The organism is Bdellovibrionales bacterium (genome assembly GCA_016714165.1).
Taxonomy (GTDB): Bacteria; Bdellovibrionota; Bdellovibrionia; order Bdellovibrionales; family UBA1609; genus JADJVA01.
Genome location: JADJNU010000002.1, coordinates 268,273 through 287,735 on the forward strand (window position 1 = coordinate 268,273; position 19,463 = coordinate 287,735).

The following is a 19,463-nucleotide window of genomic DNA, read 5'->3' on the forward strand; positions in this document are numbered from 1 at the left end:
TGCCTATTGTGCGCAAGTTCGAATGATGAAGTTTTCCAACCAAATATGACTTGAAAGAGGAGTGGATTTAAGAGCTCGATCGGTTTCGTGAAGGGCTACCAGAGTTCGATTGATCTTATCGAAGGACCAACTGCGAGACTGATTAATGTATTCCTGTAGAAAAAATTGAGAAACTCCCGCCTTGGCACTCAGCCTTTTGCCACCCAATCCTTCAGATAATCCCTCTCGCACGACATGGAGAATACGGACGTGGCGAGTGATCAAACTCAAGGCTCCAACCTCGCTTTGGCCATGTTCCAAAAGATTAGCGAGACAAATCAAAGCATGAGCCCGATCTTTCCGACCAATGGCGTTAGCCAAATCAAAGACACTGTCAATTCTTGAGCGAGAAACGAGCCGCATGACATCGTCTTCCGGTACTGGCCGTTTATCATCTCCCAAATATTGGGCCATTTTCAGCATCTCATTGTTAATTTAGCCAAGATTATTACCCACAAATTGTTGCAGCAGAAAAATCGCACCCGCCTCAATCTGAGTCCCGTGATTCAAAGCGATGTATTCAATCCATTGGGGCATTTGATTATCATAGGGCCTCCTCAGCTCGACGACAGTTCCAGTCTCGTTGACGACGCGAAAGTACTTTTTTCTTTTATCGACCTTCTCGGCCACAATTACAAACGTGGTTGTAGCAACTGGATTCTCTAAAACCGGAAAAAGTGATTCCCAATCCTTATCTTTTAATCCACTGCCAATTTTATAAAGGACAAAACGACGCGGACTGAGAATAGTCAAGGTCTCGACAGCATCCTTTACTTGCGAAGGGGAAGTGTCCGGATAGTGAAATTGATCACAGCTAAAGTCATCCGACCCATCAGAGAGAGTCTTTCGCTTGAGCAATCTGACGGTTTCATCAACCATATAGCCGTCATCACCATAAACGAAATAAAGCGGACCCGGAGACTTCTTCTCCAAGTGCTTTTGCAGTTTCCTCAAATCCCAAATTATTTTTGACATCAAAAACTTTCTGTCAATCGGTCGTGAACCTCAACCATCATATCCTCGGCCATTTTTGCAATATTTTGATGACGATCACTTTGATTGTAAAGTGCGTCTGCTGAATTAATTCCCGCTGAACCCAAATTGGGAGCAGAATAAGCACGTTCATTCTGAACAACATCCTGCCAAATAATTTTATTGTCTGAGATACGACGAAGTAGAACCCGCGCTGACAAATGAATCCGATATTCAGTGGTGAGAACAGCGCCCAAAGGAAGGAGTTTGATTTCGTTCTGAGTGGCCTTGGCACTGCGAACAAACCGCAGGTCTTCGACAATCCCTTCGAGAACGACGGCTGCATCCTCTTTGTCCACGACCCGCGCAACACCACTGCGGGCCATTTGGCGTATCAATTCGTTGGTAAAATATGTCTCGATTCCAACTTCGTTCGTCGAATTTTTAAATACCACAATTGCCACTTGATTATATCCACCCGGCAAAGCCCGCTCATGAAAACCCAGCCGGTACCCACAAGCAAGAGGCGAAAACAGAAGAATTAAAGCAAAGACTCTTTTCAGAAATTCCACGAACCCAAGCTATCGAGACTCAGCCTGCATATCAAGCCCAATTGAGAGTTGCCAGAGAGTGGCGAATAGTATATTTCTACTGCACTTTTGCTCAGGAATCCGATAAGACGGAGAGTCACCAGATGTACCCATACCGCCTTCTTGCCCCTGGCCCAGTTCCGCTCTCTGATGGAGTTCGACAGGCATTGGCCGAGCCAATGATTCACCACCGCAGCGAGGCTTTTCAGTTAATCTTAAAGGAAGCTCTTGAATTGCTGAGACATGTGTTTCAAACATCACAGCCGGTGATGATTCTGAGTGCTGCAGGAAGCGGAGCAATGGAGGCCGCACTGGTCAACGTTCTTTCTCCGGGGGACGAAGCCCTATTTATTGTTTCCGGTAAGTTTGGCGAGCGCTGGCTCAAGATGGGAAAATCTTTTGGGCTCAAATGCCAGGTATTGGAGACGCCATGGGGCTCTGCGACTCAGCCCGATGAACTTGCAGCAGCACTTGCTCAATACCCACAGGTGAAGGCCGTCTTTAGTCAGGTCTGTGAAACGAGCACTGCAGTGGTTCATCCCATCAAAGAACTGAGCGAAGTTGTCCACGCTCATCATCCCACAACTCTTTTTATTGTTGATGCAATGACGGCGATGGGTGCCATGGAGCTGCCCATGGATAAATGGAAATTGGATGTTGTTGTCTCGGGATCGCAAAAGGCATTTATGCTCCCGGCAGGTCTGTCGTTTATTGCGCTTTCAGAGCGAGCTTGGCTGGCCTATGAGAAAAGCCGCATGCCGAAGTTTTATTTTGATCTCGGACCAGAGTTGAAGGCAAATCAAGACAATGAAACTCGATTCAGCTCAGGGGTTGCTCTCATTCGCGGGCTTCATTGTGCCCTAAAAGAAAGCTTTGCGGGAGATGGATTGAGTCGTTCGATTCTTCGCTCGCAAACGCTGGCAAAGACAACCCGCGAGACTTTTATTCACTACGGCTGGAAAGTTTACGCCCAGTCTCCCTCCTCTTCAGTCACTGCGGCCTGGATTCCAGAAGAGCTTCAAGAAAAAAAAATAGGATCCTTACTGCTGAAAAAGTTCAATATCTATGTTGCCGGTGGCCAAGACAGCTTGAAGGGCAAGATCATCCGAGTCGGCCATTTGGGACATATTACAGACGAGGACCAAGTTTTTTTCGCTCAGGCATTGGGGTTGGTTCTTCAAGAATGCGGATGGGCAAAGGCTTCGGCACAACAAATTGACCAGGCGGTCCGACTCACCAAAAATCTCCTCAAAAGTGAAACTTCCATTTAAGTGACCACAAATATTTATCCACTCGACAAAATTTTGGTCACAGATGTCTTTACAGCCGATTCTCTCGCCCTTTTGAAGGCTAGATTTGGATCAAACATTTTTCTCACCAAAGACCGAAGGCCGACCTCTGAGGAACTGAAGGGAGTCCAAGGAATTCTGATCCGTAGCCGCACGCCCATTGATCAGGATCTTCTTGACCAAGCTCCTGAACTTCAAATTGTTGTCACAGCCACGAGTGGCTTTGATCACATTGATCTGTCAGCCTGCAAGGCACGAGGAGTACTTGTGATGCATACTCCCGATGCCAATGCGCCGAGTGTCTGCGAACTCACTTTTGGTCTCATGATCACATTGTTTCGACGACTTGACGAAATGAAAAAAACAATACGTAACGGACAATGGAAAGACTCTCTCCCTTGGGGAAGAGAGCTTTACGGTCAGCATCTCGGAATTTTTGGGCTCGGCCGGATTGGTTCCCGCGTTGCAAAAGTTGCCAAATGTTTTGGTATGCAGGTCTCCGCCCATGACCCCTACCAATCAGATGAGGTGTTCGCTCAACTTGATGTTGAGCGCCTCGGTCTTTCAGAGCTTCTAATCACTTCTGATGTCGTCAGCCTTCACGTGCCACTCACTCAGGAGACGCGTCACCTTATTAATCATCGAACCCTTGGAGTAATCAATCGCTCGGCCATTTTGGTAAACACTTCGCGGGGACCGGTGATAAATGACATTGAAGTTATCGAAGCCTTGGAACTCAATCAACTGGGTGGGCTGTGTCTGGACGTCTTTGAACGGGAGCCCCTTCATCATAGTTCAAAGCTCTTAAAACTACCCAATGTTGTCCTCAGCTGCCACATTGGCGCCTACACCGAAGCCGCATTTCAAAGGGCTTCTCTTGAAGCCGTACAAAAAATGATTTTGTGGTCGAAATCAGGAGAACACTCAGACGTCTTGCCTCCCCCAGTTATTTGGTAAAAATTCTCAGTGTCCCTATGAGATACTGCGCGCCGCGTCTCTTTCTTTGAAAAATTTAGAAATTCGAAAGGGACGTTTTTATTGAAAATTGAATTCGGATGCGTATTATGCCGAGCTGGTTAACAAATGGGGTCCCTCGAATTCTGAATCCTTCAGATGCGATGGACCGGTTTCTTTCTGTCGCTTTGCCTTAACGGCTCTGCGGATGGCGAGCTGTAGAGGTATTTATGCCAGGAATTGTTGTTGTTGGTTCGCAATGGGGTGATGAAGGAAAAGGCAAAGTCGTTGATGTTTTTTCTGCTGAAGCCGACTATGTCGTTCGATATCAAGGTGGTGCAAATGCTGGACACACTTTGATTGTTGACGGAAAGAAGACAGTTCTTCATTTGGTTCCCTCTGGCATCCTCCACCCCACGGCCACCTGTATCATTGCCGCAGGGGTCGTGCTCGACGTTGAAACCCTATGGGATGAAATCTGCGCCCTTAAGGTGAATGGGCTTCTTTCAAATCCCGCCCAGCTTCTCATTTCAGATTCCGCCACTGTGATTGGTGGCTATCACAAAGCCTTGGACCTTGCTCGAGAGACTGCGGCCGGAAACGAAAAAATAGGAACGACAGGACGAGGAATTGGCCCTGCCTATGAAGACCGAGCAAGTCGCAAGGCCTTGCTGTTCGGAGATCTGTTTCAAACAGATACCCTTCGACGCAAGCTTGAAGTCTCCCTTGAGGAAAAGAATTTTCTATTAGAAAAGTTTTACAAAGCCAAACCCATAAATCTCGACGAACAAATCGAAATCTTTAAAAAGCTCGCTAGCGATCTCGCTCCTTATCGTTGCCGCGACACCTCCTTGATTATTCACAAGTCCCTTAAAAAGGGGAAAAAAGTTCTATTCGAAGGAGCTCAAGGGTCTCTGCTCGACTTAGTTCATGGCACTTATCCCTTTGTGACAAGTTCATCGACTCTGGCTGGTTCGGCTTGCGTTGGGGCCGGTGTCGGCCCGGGGGCCATTGATAAAGTCATTGGAATCACCAAGGGCTACACAACCCGAGTTGGTAGCGGTCCCTTTCCAACTGAGTGCGACAACGATATAGGTGAAGAAATTCGGGAAAGAGGTCGTGAATTCGGAGCAACGACCGGTCGGAAGAGACGTTGCGGCTGGCTCGATCTCGTCGCTCTCAAATATGCGATTCGCATCAACGGCATTACTAATATTGCCCTGATGAAAATTGACGTTTTAAGCGGTTTTAACGAGATCATGGTTTGCACGGCCTACGAACTTGATGGCCGCAACATCAAAGAATACCCTGTCACTCCTGGCGATCTGGCCCGTTGTAAGCCCGTCTATCAAAAGCTCTCTGGATGGAAGGATGACATCAGCCAGGCACGTCATTCAGAGGACCTCCCAAAAAATGTCCGAGACTATATTGACTTCATCAGTCGTGAGCTCGAAACGCCGATCGACGTGGTTTCTGTTGGACCGGGCCGTGACGAAACCCTTTGGATAAGACCCCTGTTTTAACAGTACCTTACCGACTTGGGTGGATCGACCAAGGGTCCTGCCATTTTCTTGAATTGAGTGTTGACAGGCAGGGGCAAATACTTGAAATATGTGGACCCTTAGGCAAGTAAGTGAATCTTAACGGAAACGAACGAGCCCAAACATAAGTGATCCGCTAGCTCAGCTGGTAGAGCATCTCACTTTTAATGAGAGGGTCGATGGTTCGAGTCCATCGCGGGTCACCAACTAGTTTTTGTTCGTTTAGATTTTGTTCGGTTAGTTTTATTTCTGTTGAGTGGTTCTCTTTTTCGCCTAAGTTTTTTTGATCTCAGTTTTTTTTGATCTCAGTTTTTCCAGAGTCCCCTTCGTCTAGAGGCCTAGGACAACTCCCTTTCACGGAGTAGACACGAGTTCGAATCTCGTAGGGGACGCCAATCTTGTTTTTCGCGCATTTCAGCAATAGTAGCGAACGGCTTTCTCAAGCCGTATCGCAGGTTTACACCATCTAAAATCGGTTCTACGGTTCTACGGTTCTACTCGGTTCATGGTGGGTAATTCAAAAAAGTCATTTAAGCACAAGCACTTAGGTATCTGAGTCTGTACAATTTAAAACTTTTAACGCCGTAAGCCCTCTTCTGGATTAGCTTTGCGACGTTGTTAAAGCCTTCTGTTCTGGCATTGGTAATGCGATTGACGAAGTAATTCAAGATTTCATTTCTCCATTTCATGAGGGGTGCGCCTGAGGTTTTTTATTTCGGGGATTTGGCTTAAAGCCATTTGATCTGTAATTCAATTAACACTTTGGCAGCTGTTCTGTTTCCTTTGATTCGGTAAAATCCATGGAGGGCTTCTTTGTAATGGTAAATTTCCTTTAGCTGGGGATGAAGATTGAGCCATTCATAAAGAGCCTTTCGTTCATAAGACTCAAGCTTTTTACCATTTCTAAGCTAGGAGTTTTCGAAGGGGACTGGTTCTTTTGTCGCCAGTGACTTGTTTTCGGTAGCGATTAAGAGCTGGATTTAAAAGCCTGAGCACATGGAACTTATCAGCAATCATCTGGGAGTTAGGAAAAAACTCTCGAACAAAGCTTTTATAGCTATCTGACAAATCTAGAACGACGTTTTTACATTTTTTCTCTACCAGGGATATGTTTAAGTTGTTCAATGAGTTGCCCTTTTACTTTTCCATGAGCGAGTTCACGAACACGCTTATTGTTGTAATCAACAGTACGGTTGCAAACTCTCTAAACCCATTGGCTCGAGAAAGAAAGTGTTCATCTATGCCAATGGTTTTTGGCCACGGATAATTGATATGCCTCTTGAGGTTCGTCTCTAACCTCTCATAAAGAGTCTGATAGACCGTCCACGTTGAACATGCATAGGCCCTTCTGACCTTACTGAGATCCGTAAAGTTCTCACAGGCCCAAGAACACCTCGTTTAAACCTCTCGGTGGTTCTTTTTCCTTTTCTGATTCCTTGAACTGGTTCGGTGAAAGGCTTTCGGCAGGTCTTACAATAGAATCTGCGTTTTAAAACATGGAGCCAGACTTGATTGCCGTGGATGGGAGCATCGTGTGCTTTGGCCCACCTTCGATCATAAACAGTCTTAGAAGGTGTCGCACACTTTGGACAGATTTCAAAGCTGGATACTTTTTCAACCTGTTTGTGCTTTCGGCCAGATCGATCTCTCCCAAATTTTAAAAGTTTTAATTCTGGTAATAATAGAAATTGTGATATTTTTTCGTGCTGAGGCATAAGTTCTTTTCCTTTCAAAGGTTTGAGTTGTCAGGCACCCAAATCTTAGCTTGAAAAAGTCTTAGGCCTCTTCTTTTTTGACTTACCGCATCCCACCTCCAACCGTGGAGAACCAATGGTTTTTGGCCACGGATAATTGATATGCCTCTTGAGGTTCGTCTCTAACCTCTCATAAAGAGTCTGATAGACCGTCCACGTTGAACATGCATAGGCCCTTCTGACCTTACTGAGATCCGTAAAGTTCTCACAGGCCCAAGAACACCTCGTTTAAACCTCTCGGTGGTTCTTTTTCCTTTTCTGATTCCTTGAACTGGTTCGGTGAAAGGCTTTCCGCAGGTCTTACAATAGAATCTGCGTTTTAAAACATGGAGCCAGACTTGATTGCCGTGGATGGGAGCATCGTGTGCTTTGGCCCACCTTCGATCATAAACAGTCTTAGAAGGTGTCGCACACTTTGGACAGATTTCCTTGAGTTGTCAGGCACCCAAATCTTAGCTTGAAAAAGTCTTAGGCCTCTTCTTTTTTGACTTACCGCATCCCACCTCCAACCGTGGAGAACCCTAAAATCGGGTTCCAACAGACCTTCTTTAGGATTTCCAGTCGCTCTGTCATACTTCCCTTTTTCCATAATTCTTTCGCTTCTTTAGCGAGTTCCAATACAGTTTCAGCAGTAACCTTCCATGCATCAGAAATTTTGTACTGAGCATCTTCCAAAAGTTTTGTGAAATGTTTTTGGTCAGCTTCGATTTGTTCAAGCTTTACTGCATAGTCCTTTTCACTAATCACTCTATCAGCCAACAAATCAAATAACTCAGCCTTCGCTTATGCAAGTCCTCCAATGCCTTCCTATATCCATTCATTTCAGCGGCAATGGCCTCTTTCGCGATCCTATCGGTCTCATTCAAAGCATCAGCAATCTCTTGTGCTCTTTGCGCAGTAATACTGATTCTATCTAAAGCAGGTTCAAACGCTTTCATTAAATCCTCCTCAGTTGTGTACATACCCTTCAGAGATTCATGGACCCCCCTGGAATTTGAGCATCTGTAGTACTTGAATTCTTTTTTCTCTCCAGTCTCCTTAATCTTCTTTTTGGTATGTTCGCATACTATCTGCAATCCACACTCTGGATGACCACATCGAATCCAGCCCCCAGAAAATATGCCCTTTTCTACCGAAGCCCTTCTGTGGACTCTCTTGTGTCCAAATCTTTCGTCAACAGCATCAAGTATTGGTTTTGGAATAATGAGTTCGTGTTTGCCCTTGTACTCAATGCCTTGCCAATCAAATGACCCACGATAAAATTTGTTCTTCAGGCGAGCTTCAATTCCGTGCTTTGAGTATGTTTTTACTTTTGATGGCGGAACAAAACCTGCTTCGATGATGAGCTCTCGAATCGAGGCCACTGAGTACCCCTGAGCACAAAGTTCAAATTCACGCTGAACCTGCTTTACAGCGTTTTTGTTTGGGTTTTTAACGATTGTTGAACCCCGTTTCTTGGCTCTACCATTTTCATCAATAGGAAAGCTATGGATATAGCCTAGAGGTGCATGGTTGTTTGGAAACCAGCCCTCTTCTGCTTTTCTCCTCATGGCATCCACAACCTTAACCCTTAGCCTTCTAGAAAAGTCTTTGCTGCCAACTGCCTGGTAATCTCTTGCTGTAAAATCTGACTCAGGACTGTCTTTATGCAAAATCTTCCGCTCTTGAACGTAGTGAAGGACAATTCTGTCTTGTAAAACTAACTTTTCGTTGTACTCGTTGTCGGTTAAATTGCGAGCCTCACGGTCACCCATATAAAATAGGATGTGCCTAGCACCATTTTTTAAAGCCCACGAAATCGCGTGATGATACTTCTTTCGTGAATCCGAATCCTTCGCTGATTCATATATTTTGAAGACCTCTATTAGATCCAATCCCTTTTCTTTAATCCATTCAGCAACACGCTCGGCCTGAATAGTATGGGATAATCCCTCCACTTGCTTTTTTGTACTTACACGCAAAATTGCAATCGCTTTGTTTGAATTGCCAATCCACTCATTATTATTGTTTGAATATTTCATTTTATACCTCTCTATTATTTAATTTTAGTTTTGTCGAACACATGAGGAGTTCCAATCCCCTAGGACCTAACTAGCTTTGAGTTTGATTGCGTGTAGCAATGCAAACAGCTCTCTTAGGTTATTGAAGTCAGATGGGCTCAGTTCATTTGCTTCTGGTTTAGTTTTACTGTCTTTACCATCCAGTGGGTTCGCCTGGTTGGTCTCAACAACAGAATGCTCACTATAGCTATATAGAAAGGGGTCGCCTCTCTTGCCGCTACCTGTTCTGTTCACTAATTTATTCTCTAAGCAATACCGAACAACTTTAACTTTGTACTGCTTGCGACCAGTGACCCTTTCGAGCAGATCAGACTCACTCATGGGCCTTGGTGAATTTTTGACTGTTGATAGTATCCGCTCCATCAACGAAGAGAATTGCTGTGGAGGGATTCCTTGGATTCCTCCGATAACTGTTTTGGACATAAAAGTTCCTATCCAAGCTCTGTCCAAAACCGTTTGTTATGGTTTTATAGGGCTTATGGTTAGGCTCTGTCCTTTTGTTATCGGAGTGAGCGATATTTGATTTTTCCTATATCCAATCATACTAAATTCAAAAACATTTGTGAATAGCAGCTGAGTAAGAAAACAAAATATTTTTTGTGGATTTCATTTTTGAAAAAACGCGCTGTCAAAAAGATCTACGAAAATAATTCTGAAAAGAGAATTGAAAAAGTACTTCTCATGGATTTAAAAAAAATGATAAACCTGGACTGGAAGCAGTAGAGCACCTCTCGTAACTTCACTCTAATAAATTCCACACAACCAAACTAGATCTCAAGATGAGGCACTCGTCCGTCTTAAGGTCAAAATTTAACTAAAAGTAGTGTTCAAACGCGATGGTCGCATAAGGGCATTGCTATACACAAAACCATAGGAGGTAACTTATGGACGAAATAATTAAGGCTAGGCTTCACCAACATCTAAAGGTTGCGAAAGAAATTAATAAATTCTTAGCCCAGAATTGCGAGGCTGGAGCTGACTTCACCATTACTCAGGACGCAGTTCTCTTTGAACTTGGCTTCATAGAGTTCAGCAAACCAGAATCTGCTTATAGAACGGCATCACTTTTCTACATTGCTGGATTTGAAATCGAATGCATTGTTTCGATTACCTGCGCTCTGGCCACTTTGGGCTACGAGGTAAAAATTCAACCATTTATTGAGTGGAACGACGATGGAAAAGAAACAGAACTAGTCCCATTAGTACAAAGCAATGAAGAATCATTTGTCGATGAAACTGAAAAGGTCTTCTTGTGTGGCTATAAAATCTTGGAACCAAATCGACTAGATAGCCCAACTGCGCGGTTCTATATAAAGCGATTTTGCAAAACGCCAAAACCTGCAAACAAACTGGCAATCTAGAGCCAACAAAGGAGAACACATGAACACATCTTAAAGCCTATCTAAAAGCATATCTGGATATTAATGTGGGAGCGTACCTAGAAAGTAGTATTTCAATTACAGGAACACCTCTCTCTACTCCCTTTTTATCCTTTTATTCTAACCACACGCTACTCTTTGTATTCTCGTTAACCTTCTAAACATACCGTTTAGATACAACCAACTAACACCCAGTTAAACTGGAGAAAGTATAAATATGAAAAACAATGATATTAATAAGAATAGAGACAGAGAATTGGAAGCTAGGGTTCTTCAAAAACTTAAAGGCTTAAACTTACAGCTTCATAGTCATACTCTACTAGAAGATGCACCTGATGATGAGCTGTGGGGTCTAATAAGAAGACTTTACGAAGATGGTGAAAGTACATCAAAAATTATGGCAACTGTGCTGAACTACGCAGCGACATCAGGCCAAAGTGTTTTCACATTGTCGATGTCAATTCTTACGGCTCTAATCCGAGATGATGAGAATTTAGAACTAAAGAAGCCAAGTGATGCGACTTTAAGAAAATTCTTTGCGATGGCCAAGGGCTCAGTGCTGAAAGAGCTTTTCCCTTATCAAGAGGCCGGAGAAGGCTGCAGAGCAAGAGCTGGCCTCTATCTCATAAATGACGAAGACATCCGGTCTCTATTAGCTGACGAAACCTTGGATAAAGAAGAGAGCATTATTGAGCTTTACGCTAAATCCAATAAAATCGAACCTGAAGAAGTCAGCAATGACTGTGAGGTAACCGAAGAAGAATAAAGTAGAGACCACTTGGGAATGGCATTAGGAGGTAGTGCCGTTACCATTTTTTCTCTACTTTGGATTTCTTAAGGTGGTCTTAAGTGCCTCTTATTTCCTCTTACAGCTCGTTAGAAGCAGTTAGAATGAGATAGAGCCTCTTATTTTATTGGAGTTTTTCAATCAAAGATGCGCCAACTGAAATATATTGGAAATGACAGGAAAAAATAGCTTAAACGCTATACGCATCTTCTGCGATTGATGCCGAAGTTCAAAATCTTCCATTGGCTGAAGTAAATTTCAGTCCTCTCCCAAGTAGGTCCGAATTAATTGCTCAACAACTTTATTCATCGTCAGTCCTTTGCCACTTGCCTTAACTGATTTAGAGAACCGCTCATGAAGATCTGACGGAATTGAAAACGTTAGATTGTCCTTTTTGACAACTTTCTCCTTAATTTTTCGGTTGATTGCTGATTTCCTAAAAGATGTCTTGTTTTGATTCATTTCATCTCCAAACACGTATAAAATACACGTAAATATTACACGTATTTTTTACACGTGTAAATATTGCAACGTTGCGTTATAATAAAGGAATGGACTCAAATCGATTTACAGCACTCTATGCGAGAGTAAGCACATTGGCCCAAGGTTCTGGCCTTGAGTCTCAGCTAAACGCTCTGGAAACCCACTGCAAACGCAATAGCGTTGAATCCTATAGGATCTATACAGATGAGGGTATAAGTGGCGCAAAATCCAGCAGACCAGGTCTCGACAAACTAATGGATGATGTCCGGCAGGGACACATATCCCAAGTTGTGGTCTTTTCCTTCTCTCGATTTGCAAGATCAACAAAACACCTTTTACTGGCTTTAGAAGAATTCAATTCTCTAGGAGTTCGTTTCGTCAGTATTTCTGAATCATTAGATACATCCACTCCAATTGGCAAAACAGTCTTTTCAATTTTGGCAGCAATATCAGAGCTAGAAAGAGAGCTAATACGTGAACGTGTTCGTAACGGTCTGGTCAACGCCAGACGCAAAGGCAAAAGGCTAGGACGTGCTAAAACCAGAAACTCTGATCTGATTCAAGAACTGAGAGCCAAAGGTTTATCATATAGAAGAATCGCTAAACTCTGCAGATGCAGTATCTCAACAGTACACAAAGAATTGAATTCATCACCGTTCGATAAGTCGAAGCCAAAGGTTAAGTGAACGTTCTTGTAAGAAATGATTAACGAACACCCCACCCCGGCCATTTTCTGCTTGGGTAAAAAGGGGTGGTAAAGGAACATGCTATGAACAAATGGTCACTTGAGAATTTTAAAGTCTATAGCAAAATCATTCTGGGCCTACCTGTCCCACACTCACCCGTAGCAGTGTCTTGGCAGCTTGCTGTGGATCTTAGAAATTTGGGCTATGAAACAATCGATACAAACCGTTTTGATTCTCTACAAGTAGAGCTCATAAGAAATCAAGCTCCATACATTTGTGTGATTCATTCAAGCCTCTGTAAGCCTGATGGCAATAACAACTCTAGAATTGCTTTCCTTACAAATTTAGCCCAACGATTCGGTGATTGCGAATTCAGGATCATGAATGTGGATAGTGATTTTGAAAGCTCAGATGGGTTCCCTCCAAACCTCCAACTTTGGAATTTCACAAGTACCGACCAGATCAAGACTCTTATAATCACCCAGATACAGGTCTGGAATTAACCAATCTAATCGGATTGATTCTTATGAAATCGGATAACAATAAAAAATTCGACAGATTTAGAGAGACTATTCTGGTGAAAGAATTAAAATTCGCATCAGTTTTAAAACGTGAACTATCAGGAAAGAATCTTGCCCAAGTCGCTCGCGATATAGGTGTGGCTCCTTCATTACTTCATGACTGGTACGCAGCTCGACGTAGCCCTAATGCACGAAACTTTCCCCAACTACTAAAGTTAAGTCATTACCTAGGACTGACACTTGAAGAGCTAATATTCGACAAGCCATTAAATGATAAGGTTACCATCGCTTCTACAACTTTCACTTCTGATGGCAGCCAGTTCAGAGTTCAAATAGAAAAATTAAAAAGCAAGTGAGGCACTATGAAAGAATTTTTTATTTACGTCATTATATTGTCTGCTAGCATCTCTGAGGCCAAAGTTTCATTTTTTGTTGTGGATGAGGTTAAAAAGGGAATTCTTCCGTGTACAGAGACAGAATCTCCAGACTATGCAGCGTGGAGAAAGTTGGTATTTGATATTGGCGAAGAGCGTAAAATGACTTGTGCTCGCTCCCCAAAAGTAGACTATCTGGTTGAGTGTCACAAAGGTAAATCAAAAAAAGGATTTGTTTTTGTTGGATCAGAGTCATTATCCGAATGTGAGTCAGAGCGTACTGAAAAATCAAAGCAAATGAAATTTAAACTAGTTGGGGATACCCCCAAGCCGAAATCGGCAGAAACAAACTACTTTTGGAAAAAATCATCGTTTGGCGAAGGTTGTGTCGACATTGCCGCCGACGCTAAAATGTTTCGCGAAATGTGTAAAACAAAGTCTTCGTCTTCCTCAAAACTTATCCTGGACTGCACAAATGTACCGGATATGACAATGAAGGGAATTGATCTATACTCATCAGAAAATGAATGTGAAGCTGATAAGTAGAGGCTTGATTGTATAAACGACTTAGAATCATAAGTTCACTGATATCGATTTTTTTCTTTAGCCATTCATTAGCAACGGCATCAGAGAACTGTGCTCATGATCAAAAGACCTTCAGATGTGTAAAGTACATTAAAAACTATGACGGAGATACAGTTACAGTTGAAATCCCAGATATACACCCCCTACTTGGGAAGAATATTTCGGTACGGATTCTCGGCATTGACACTCCTGAGAAAAATGGAACCAAACCTTGCGAAAAGGCCAAGGCACGGGATGCCCGGAGGCTTGTTGAAAATTTGATGAAGCAAGCAAAGAGAATTGATCTTAAAAATATAGATAGAGACAAATACTTCAGAATCTTAGCTGATGTTTGGGTCGATAATAAATCCATATCCGAAGTACTTATCAAGAATAAATTGGCATACCCTTATGACGGCGGACGAAAGCCAACTAGCATTTCATGGTGTAAGTAGATCAAGACTAAGAGCCAGTAACCAATTAATCTTGATGGAGCTAATGAGGACCGCGTTTTAACTTCCATCTTTCTATTGCTATCGGAAAACTGAATCAAGCTTCCAGGTTGCCTTCAAAGCCTCTGGCCAACCGACTTCAGCGAAAATATCTAGCAAATGAATCACAGACTCTAGTTCGTCAGCATTTTTGGAAAGTTCATTCTTATGCATGGACAAGAGCGTTTCGACCAGTTCAACAACTTCCTTCACCGCCATTGAATCGATGTGATAGTCACCTGTCTTGCTCACTGTTACCAACTTGTGAGTCCAGAAGATTACACTTCGGGGCAAATACTCTACAATGTTACCCATCATTTGGACGAAGTAGTGAGTCGCTCCCGCATCTAAATATTTTGTTGCAACAGCAGTTTCAACAATCGAATCGATCAGCTTAGATATGCTTTGGAAGTATCCTTCAGCAACTTCAGCATCCAGGTCCTTCACTCCCTTAAGTTCAGAGTTAAAGTAAAGGCGAGTGATGAACTCGGTTACTACGCTATAAACATCCCGAAGATTTTCCAGTTTCCGTCCTGGCGCAGAGAGTACCTGCCGGCAACTACTGAGAAGCTGCTGAGAATATTCAAGAGACTTATGAAAACCAGGTTTGTCTTCAGCAAAAGAGGCATATACCAAATTGCTAGTCAGCCGAAGCGTAACATGGCGGAGAATAGTCGGATACTTCTGAGGATCTTTAATGACCTTCTTGAGCTCCTCGGTACCAAATGTACCTATGGACCCAATTGCCAGCTCAACAATACTATTCCCAAGATTTTCTGAAAAATGATCAGAGTGGCTGATGTCAAAAAGTTGCTTCAGCACAAGCTCGGATTTGCTTACGTTTTTAAGAAAAACTCTGCTTAGAGAAAGTACTAAAGCATCTTTAATCGTGCGCTTATCTTCCGTCACCGCTCTTTCATTCAACATTTCCCAGAAGAATGACTCGTCAAAGAAGTAGACTCGAAATAGCTCGGCCGACAGCAAATATCGAACGGCTGGGACCTTGTCTGAGAGAAGTGTCTTAATGATTTCGTTTATATCATTGTGCTTATATCGGAGACCCAATTTACAGACTATCTCCGCAGCTTCAGTTCTGGGCGCAGGAGACCATCCAGGACTATCAAAATCTGAATGATATTTCGGATCAAATGCAGGCTCTGGGTGTTTTGCAGCAAGCTTCAGTAGTTCATGCACCAACTTGAATGTTGTTGTCTGATTTTCAGGGATTTCAAAAAAGTGCTTATCAACTTTATCTAAGGTCCTTCTTATAATATCCGATTGAAGGTCAGAGTTTTTAATCTGACAAACGTTTTTCAGAAGTTCTTCGATGATCGATTGAAACTGCTTAGATTGTTCCGCTGTCATTTGCTCTTTTGAAAATTCCAGTTTTTCAAATTTATCGATCAAAGATAGATTGCTCTTTGTTTCTTGAGCATCCATGTTCACGCCAGCTTCTTTTAGGTAGTCATCGTGATCCCGCTTCGTCCAGCCAGATTCCATTTGAAAGTGCTTAACGAAGTAAGATTTGACATCGCTTTCATCCAATACATCTCGTCGATCCTTCAGCCCTTGATCGGAAATCAAATCCTTGGGCAGCGCCAGAATGTATTTATCCTTTGCTTGAGAGTGGTATTTGCGAATTTCTTCCGATGCGGTATCCATATCGATCGCCATAATTGCGCGTTCAATTCCTACGCGATCTGCCTGCACCAGATGACTGTAGAGAGCGCCAATATTATTTCCGATCACATAATCTAGGTCAGTGGCTCGTAACACTTCAGAAGAATGAAGGAGGAATGCAATCTTGGGAGCAAAGGATGAAGGATACTGGCTAGCTAGATCGAGAAGGAGGTTCCATGAAAATGCCACATGAGCATTGGCGACTGCTAAATCAAAAAGCTCATTCGTCAAATCAAGTTTGCCTTGTTCGACCATTGTTCCAATGTAACCAATTGCTTTATCGATGATCTGAAGACCATATTCTCCGAGTCTGTGACCGTCTCCCCAGATGCAGCTAAAATCCGGGACAATTTCGTAACTCTTCCCTCTGTAATCAATGCGAATAGTTTTTTCGTCTGTTCTGCCTCTTATGTGAGATCGATGAATCTCCTTTTCTCCGGCTTTAATTCCAGCCTTTAGGGCCTCCTTTGGTTCGACCTCAAGAAAGTGGCTAAAGGCTTCATCCAACTGGTAGAAGCACATCTCATAATCTTGGCGCTTGTTAGATTGAAGGGGGAGAATCGGAGTCCCCATTCCTACTGGGTCCTGGCTTTCTTCCTTGTAGCTAAATATCGCGACATATATTTCAGCTGCTAGAGCCGGATAAAAATCTACAATTTGCTCGATATGGGAACAAAGCCTGTACAACGGCTGCACATCGTAATTGGTCGACCCAATTGATTGAACAATGCTTTTAATGAAGGTTTCTTTATATTGTTGATCAATATCCAGCGTCTTGATAAATCCCGGCAGAATCCAATTTGCGATAAGTGGACGCGAAAAGGAGAACTCCTTACTCGCAATATACTTGTGAGCCAAAATTAATGCGCTCGAAAGAGTTTTACGTCCAATTTCGTCCTTAGCTTTGTCCATTTCCGATGAAACCTGTACGCACAGATTCCAGACAAACGACTCATTTAGGACTGCGGCCAAAGTTTCGTAGACTCTTGGACGAATCGACGAATTTACATCTGGATACACCTGAAAACCAAACATCAGATACTTGGCAAAATAGTTTCTAAATGCCTCGGCGCCCTTTATGGCAAAGTCGATTTCCGCAATATCGGTAAGTCCATTAATAATAGGTATGAAGGGAATCGTCTTCGAAATCAGAGAAATTGCAGGTTCTTTGTGGTTGTACATCAATGAAACTAAAGACCAATAGGCTGTCCGATCGTTTTCCCAAAGCTTGAAAAAGAAGAACTTTAGACTTTGTTGCAAGAAAAGAGAGCGTCGTTTGTCAGCTATTAAATATCCAATGAAGTTCATCGGATTAGAGTCAAAGCAGTAAACCGATACAAAGTAATCGAACAAAATATTGTGCTTGAAATGGACTCGGCTCGCTCCTGATGCCGAATATACAAAAACCTCAGAGCTAAATAGCCTATCGATTTCAGTTTTAGAACCGAGTGCACTCACAGCTCTGAGTTCCACATTTAATGTGCCCGAGTTCACCATGCTCTGGGTAACACCCGCTACGATCGTATTCACACCAAGGTCAGACCCTACTACTCGGTCAAAATATGCCTTCAGCAATTGAGACTCTGTATGAAGCGATAAATAGATGGCCTTATCTTTAGGATCAAAAATCCGACAGAACAACCAAAGGTTAAAAGGATTCTTAAGAAGGCGCTTTAAGCCAGTAGGATTTCCAGAAAGAATAATGTTTGCATCAAAACCAGCGCTTGTTAATCCTTCCGCTAGCTCCTCTTCGCTGAACTCATCTATTTTGAAGGCATTCTTTGTTTTGCCTGTTTTAATCAGGGCAAGGAGTCTCTGAAGAGTGAGATTTTTGTCTAAGTCATACTCACGAATCGTTATAATTAGATTCCAATTGTCAAATTTACTCTGAACGTCCCGAAGTGCCTTCTGTAAATTTGCTTCGACAACTGCATCTCTGGCGGCATCATATCCATCTAAGAAAATGATTCCACGCTCGCTGCCGGCTTCACTCGGTATCTTATTTACCGTTTCTACGTCCCCTAAATTGGTCTTGAGAAAGTCAAAAATTTCTTGTGAAGACCCACTTACAAACTGTTCGACTGAAATTACAATTGCGGGGATGCCTTTTGAAATTAGCGACTCCGCCAGAGTGCTAATAGCATACGATTTTCCAGCACCTGGCGCTCCATAAATAACCCCGTGGCCCTTGTTCACAAAAGCCACTAATTCATTGTTCAATTGTTCTCGCACTACTTTTAACTTACTCATGCGCGGGAACCGCCTGTTTATTTATCTTCTTCATTTTCTCAAAGACTTCTGGATTTGTCGCAGTAGGTATTGGCTTCGGATCTTCTACCTTTATTGTCGTGGATTCTTTCTTTTCTTGAAGCCACTGGAGCAGATCCAGGAGTTCTTCGTGGTTGTTTTTATCGTTATAGAAAACTGTCTGAATCGAATATTCTTTCAAAAAGAAGTTCTTCTTCGCTTCGAGAAGATCCTTCTTTGCAGGGTTATATGGGAACAACGCAAAATGCCGTTCCCTAAAATTACCCCAAACTTCAGCACATACTTCTTTTAGAATTTCATTCAAGTAATCGTCAGTAAGACTGAATCCGACGAATATGAGACAGCGAGTAGTCAACAGCGCCCAAAGAACTTTTCTGTAGAGAGAATCGCCGACGACTTTTTTTCCATCTACTTCTCGATTCTGCTTATAAGCTCTATCGTAATCATCTCTGGCCAAAATGATCGACTTTGCGCCTTCAAAGTCGCCGTGAAGGTGAAACACGCATTGAAGTTCACGCCGATCCTTAAGACCAAACAGAAAGTCCCCAACACTTCCCTCATAGTCGGGTAGAACTTTTTTGACATGGATGTTGCGACCAAGTTGGCGAGTGTAATACTCCAATGCATGGTCATAATTCGTTGTAACAATCGACCTGATTGGAAATGCGAACATCAACGCATGCAGCTTCGACTCTGGCCATTCTTCGTCTTTACCTAGGCCAGATTTTGGAGGAGGAACTCTGAAACGACCATGAAGATACGAATGATATTGGTGTAATTCACTTTTTGCTTCGAGAAAGGTCTTAACCTTTAAAGCGAGGTCTAAGTAATTGGTAGCCCCATCATAAGGGATTTCTCTTTTTGTAAGCTGCTCTACTAAGTCTTCAATCAGCTTGCCCCAACTCGGAAAGCCCAGTCCCTGACTGCAACCCGCGCCAGCAAAATACAAAGATTCGCCACAATTAAGTGCCGAGCTGAGAGATTCTAAGGTCTCCTCTGTATTAAGTTCTTTGAAGCTATCCACTTATTTT

The 19,463-nt window shown here is 43.0% G+C and carries 23 protein-coding genes, 2 tRNA genes and 1 pseudogene; 12 read left to right on the plus strand and 14 right to left on the minus strand.

Annotated features, from left to right (window positions below; all coding sequences use genetic code 11):
- Nucleotides 1-3: 3 nt before the first annotated feature.
- From IPJ71_12415 to IPJ71_12425, 3 genes are read right to left on the minus strand one after another with little or no spacing between them, the layout of a single operon-like run.
- Entirely contained in the window at nucleotides 4-453 is a 450-nt protein-coding gene (locus IPJ71_12415) for a hypothetical protein (GenBank protein ID MBK7844477.1), read from the minus strand.
- Nucleotides 454-474: 21 nt separating this feature from the next.
- Entirely contained in the window at nucleotides 475-1,014 is a 540-nt protein-coding gene (holA, locus tag IPJ71_12420) for a DNA polymerase III subunit delta (protein ID MBK7844478.1), read from the minus strand.
- Complete coding sequence (locus tag IPJ71_12425) at nucleotides 1,014-1,583, minus strand: hypothetical protein (protein MBK7844479.1); 570 nt, start codon at nucleotides 1,581-1,583, stop codon at nucleotides 1,014-1,016. The genes holA and IPJ71_12425 overlap by 1 nt, the downstream gene beginning before the upstream one ends.
- 122 nt (nucleotides 1,584-1,705) lie before the next feature.
- Between IPJ71_12425 and IPJ71_12430 the strand changes: the two genes are divergently transcribed.
- From IPJ71_12430 to IPJ71_12450, 5 genes are all read left to right on the plus strand, one after another.
- Complete coding sequence (locus IPJ71_12430) at nucleotides 1,706-2,872, plus strand: alanine--glyoxylate aminotransferase family protein (protein MBK7844480.1); 1,167 nt, start codon at nucleotides 1,706-1,708, stop codon at nucleotides 2,870-2,872.
- A complete protein-coding gene (locus tag IPJ71_12435) occupies nucleotides 2,873-3,847 on the plus strand; it encodes a hydroxyacid dehydrogenase (GenBank protein ID MBK7844481.1) in 975 nt (324 codons plus the stop codon).
- A gap of 227 nt (nucleotides 3,848-4,074) precedes the next feature.
- Complete coding sequence (locus IPJ71_12440) at nucleotides 4,075-5,367, plus strand: adenylosuccinate synthase (protein MBK7844482.1); 1,293 nt, start codon at nucleotides 4,075-4,077, stop codon at nucleotides 5,365-5,367.
- A gap of 148 nt (nucleotides 5,368-5,515) precedes the next feature.
- Nucleotides 5,516-5,591 (plus strand) — tRNA-Lys (locus tag IPJ71_12445).
- 113 nt (nucleotides 5,592-5,704) lie between these two features.
- A tRNA-Glu gene (locus IPJ71_12450) sits at nucleotides 5,705-5,780 on the plus strand.
- Nucleotides 5,781-5,915: 135 nt separating this feature from the next.
- Here IPJ71_12450 and IPJ71_12455 read toward each other — a convergent pair.
- The 8 genes and pseudogenes from IPJ71_12455 to IPJ71_12490 all read right to left on the minus strand — a co-directional run bounded on the left by IPJ71_12455 (nucleotide 5,916) and on the right by IPJ71_12490 (nucleotide 9,622).
- A complete protein-coding gene (locus tag IPJ71_12455; GenBank protein MBK7844483.1) occupies nucleotides 5,916-6,074 on the minus strand; it encodes a transposase in 159 nt (52 codons plus the stop codon).
- A gap of 39 nt (nucleotides 6,075-6,113) precedes the next feature.
- Nucleotides 6,114-6,287 (minus strand): annotated as a pseudogene (locus IPJ71_12460) (transposase).
- 1 nt (nucleotide 6,288) lies between these two features.
- The gene (locus tag IPJ71_12465; protein MBK7844484.1) at nucleotides 6,289-6,510 is read right to left on the minus strand and encodes a transposase; all 222 of its coding nucleotides are present in this window, start codon (nucleotides 6,508-6,510) and stop codon (nucleotides 6,289-6,291) included.
- 167 nt (nucleotides 6,511-6,677) lie between these two features.
- Nucleotides 6,678-7,100, minus strand: a complete 423-nt coding sequence (locus IPJ71_12470; protein MBK7844485.1) for a transposase — start codon at nucleotides 7,098-7,100, stop codon at nucleotides 6,678-6,680.
- 161 nt (nucleotides 7,101-7,261) lie between these two features.
- Nucleotides 7,262-7,564: a transposase gene (locus tag IPJ71_12475; protein ID MBK7844486.1), complete on the minus strand. Its 303-nt coding sequence runs from the start codon at nucleotides 7,562-7,564 to the stop codon at nucleotides 7,262-7,264.
- Nucleotides 7,565-7,628: 64 nt separating this feature from the next.
- Entirely contained in the window at nucleotides 7,629-7,886 is a 258-nt protein-coding gene (locus IPJ71_12480) for a hypothetical protein (GenBank protein MBK7844487.1), read from the minus strand.
- Entirely contained in the window at nucleotides 7,883-9,160 is a 1,278-nt protein-coding gene (locus tag IPJ71_12485) for a recombinase family protein (protein MBK7844488.1), read from the minus strand. The genes IPJ71_12480 and IPJ71_12485 overlap by 4 nt, the downstream gene beginning before the upstream one ends.
- Before the next feature lie 66 nt (nucleotides 9,161-9,226).
- Nucleotides 9,227-9,622: a hypothetical protein gene (locus tag IPJ71_12490; GenBank protein MBK7844489.1), complete on the minus strand. Its 396-nt coding sequence runs from the start codon at nucleotides 9,620-9,622 to the stop codon at nucleotides 9,227-9,229.
- 461 nt (nucleotides 9,623-10,083) lie between these two features.
- On the opposite strand from IPJ71_12490, the gene IPJ71_12495 reads away from it, so the two are divergent.
- Both IPJ71_12495 and IPJ71_12500 read left to right on the plus strand, forming a co-directional pair.
- Nucleotides 10,084-10,560 carry a hypothetical protein gene (locus IPJ71_12495; GenBank protein MBK7844490.1) on the plus strand — a complete coding sequence of 159 codons (477 nt, stop codon included), beginning with the start codon at nucleotides 10,084-10,086 and terminating at the stop codon, nucleotides 10,558-10,560.
- Nucleotides 10,561-10,795: 235 nt separating this feature from the next.
- Nucleotides 10,796-11,344, plus strand: a complete 549-nt coding sequence (locus IPJ71_12500; protein MBK7844491.1) for a hypothetical protein — start codon at nucleotides 10,796-10,798, stop codon at nucleotides 11,342-11,344.
- Nucleotides 11,345-11,623: 279 nt separating this feature from the next.
- On the opposite strand, the gene IPJ71_12505 is transcribed toward IPJ71_12500, so the two are convergent.
- A complete protein-coding gene (locus tag IPJ71_12505) occupies nucleotides 11,624-11,827 on the minus strand; it encodes a hypothetical protein (protein MBK7844492.1) in 204 nt (67 codons plus the stop codon).
- Between the two features lie 89 nt (nucleotides 11,828-11,916).
- Here IPJ71_12505 and IPJ71_12510 point away from each other — a divergent pair, with 89 nt between their 5' ends.
- From IPJ71_12510 to IPJ71_12530, 5 genes are all read left to right on the plus strand, one after another.
- Nucleotides 11,917-12,534: a recombinase family protein gene (locus IPJ71_12510; GenBank protein ID MBK7844493.1), complete on the plus strand. Its 618-nt coding sequence runs from the start codon at nucleotides 11,917-11,919 to the stop codon at nucleotides 12,532-12,534.
- 83 nt (nucleotides 12,535-12,617) lie between these two features.
- Nucleotides 12,618-13,037: a hypothetical protein gene (locus IPJ71_12515; GenBank protein MBK7844494.1), complete on the plus strand. Its 420-nt coding sequence runs from the start codon at nucleotides 12,618-12,620 to the stop codon at nucleotides 13,035-13,037.
- A gap of 23 nt (nucleotides 13,038-13,060) precedes the next feature.
- The gene (locus tag IPJ71_12520; GenBank protein MBK7844495.1) at nucleotides 13,061-13,411 is read left to right on the plus strand and encodes a helix-turn-helix transcriptional regulator; all 351 of its coding nucleotides are present in this window, start codon (nucleotides 13,061-13,063) and stop codon (nucleotides 13,409-13,411) included.
- 6 nt (nucleotides 13,412-13,417) lie between these two features.
- Nucleotides 13,418-13,975 carry a hypothetical protein gene (locus tag IPJ71_12525; protein MBK7844496.1) on the plus strand — a complete coding sequence of 186 codons (558 nt, stop codon included), beginning with the start codon at nucleotides 13,418-13,420 and terminating at the stop codon, nucleotides 13,973-13,975.
- Nucleotides 13,976-13,983: 8 nt separating this feature from the next.
- Nucleotides 13,984-14,448, plus strand: coding sequence for a thermonuclease family protein (locus tag IPJ71_12530; protein MBK7844497.1), 465 nt, complete (start codon nucleotides 13,984-13,986; stop codon nucleotides 14,446-14,448).
- Nucleotides 14,449-14,526: 78 nt separating this feature from the next.
- On the opposite strand, the gene IPJ71_12535 is transcribed toward IPJ71_12530, so the two are convergent.
- Both IPJ71_12535 and IPJ71_12540 read right to left on the minus strand, forming a co-directional pair.
- Nucleotides 14,527-18,414, minus strand: coding sequence for an ATP-binding protein (locus tag IPJ71_12535; protein MBK7844498.1), 3,888 nt, complete (start codon nucleotides 18,412-18,414; stop codon nucleotides 14,527-14,529).
- Complete coding sequence (locus IPJ71_12540) at nucleotides 18,407-19,456, minus strand: SIR2 family protein (protein ID MBK7844499.1); 1,050 nt, start codon at nucleotides 19,454-19,456, stop codon at nucleotides 18,407-18,409. Before IPJ71_12540 ends, IPJ71_12535 begins: the two co-directional genes overlap by 8 nt.
- Nucleotides 19,457-19,463 lie beyond the last annotated feature (7 nt).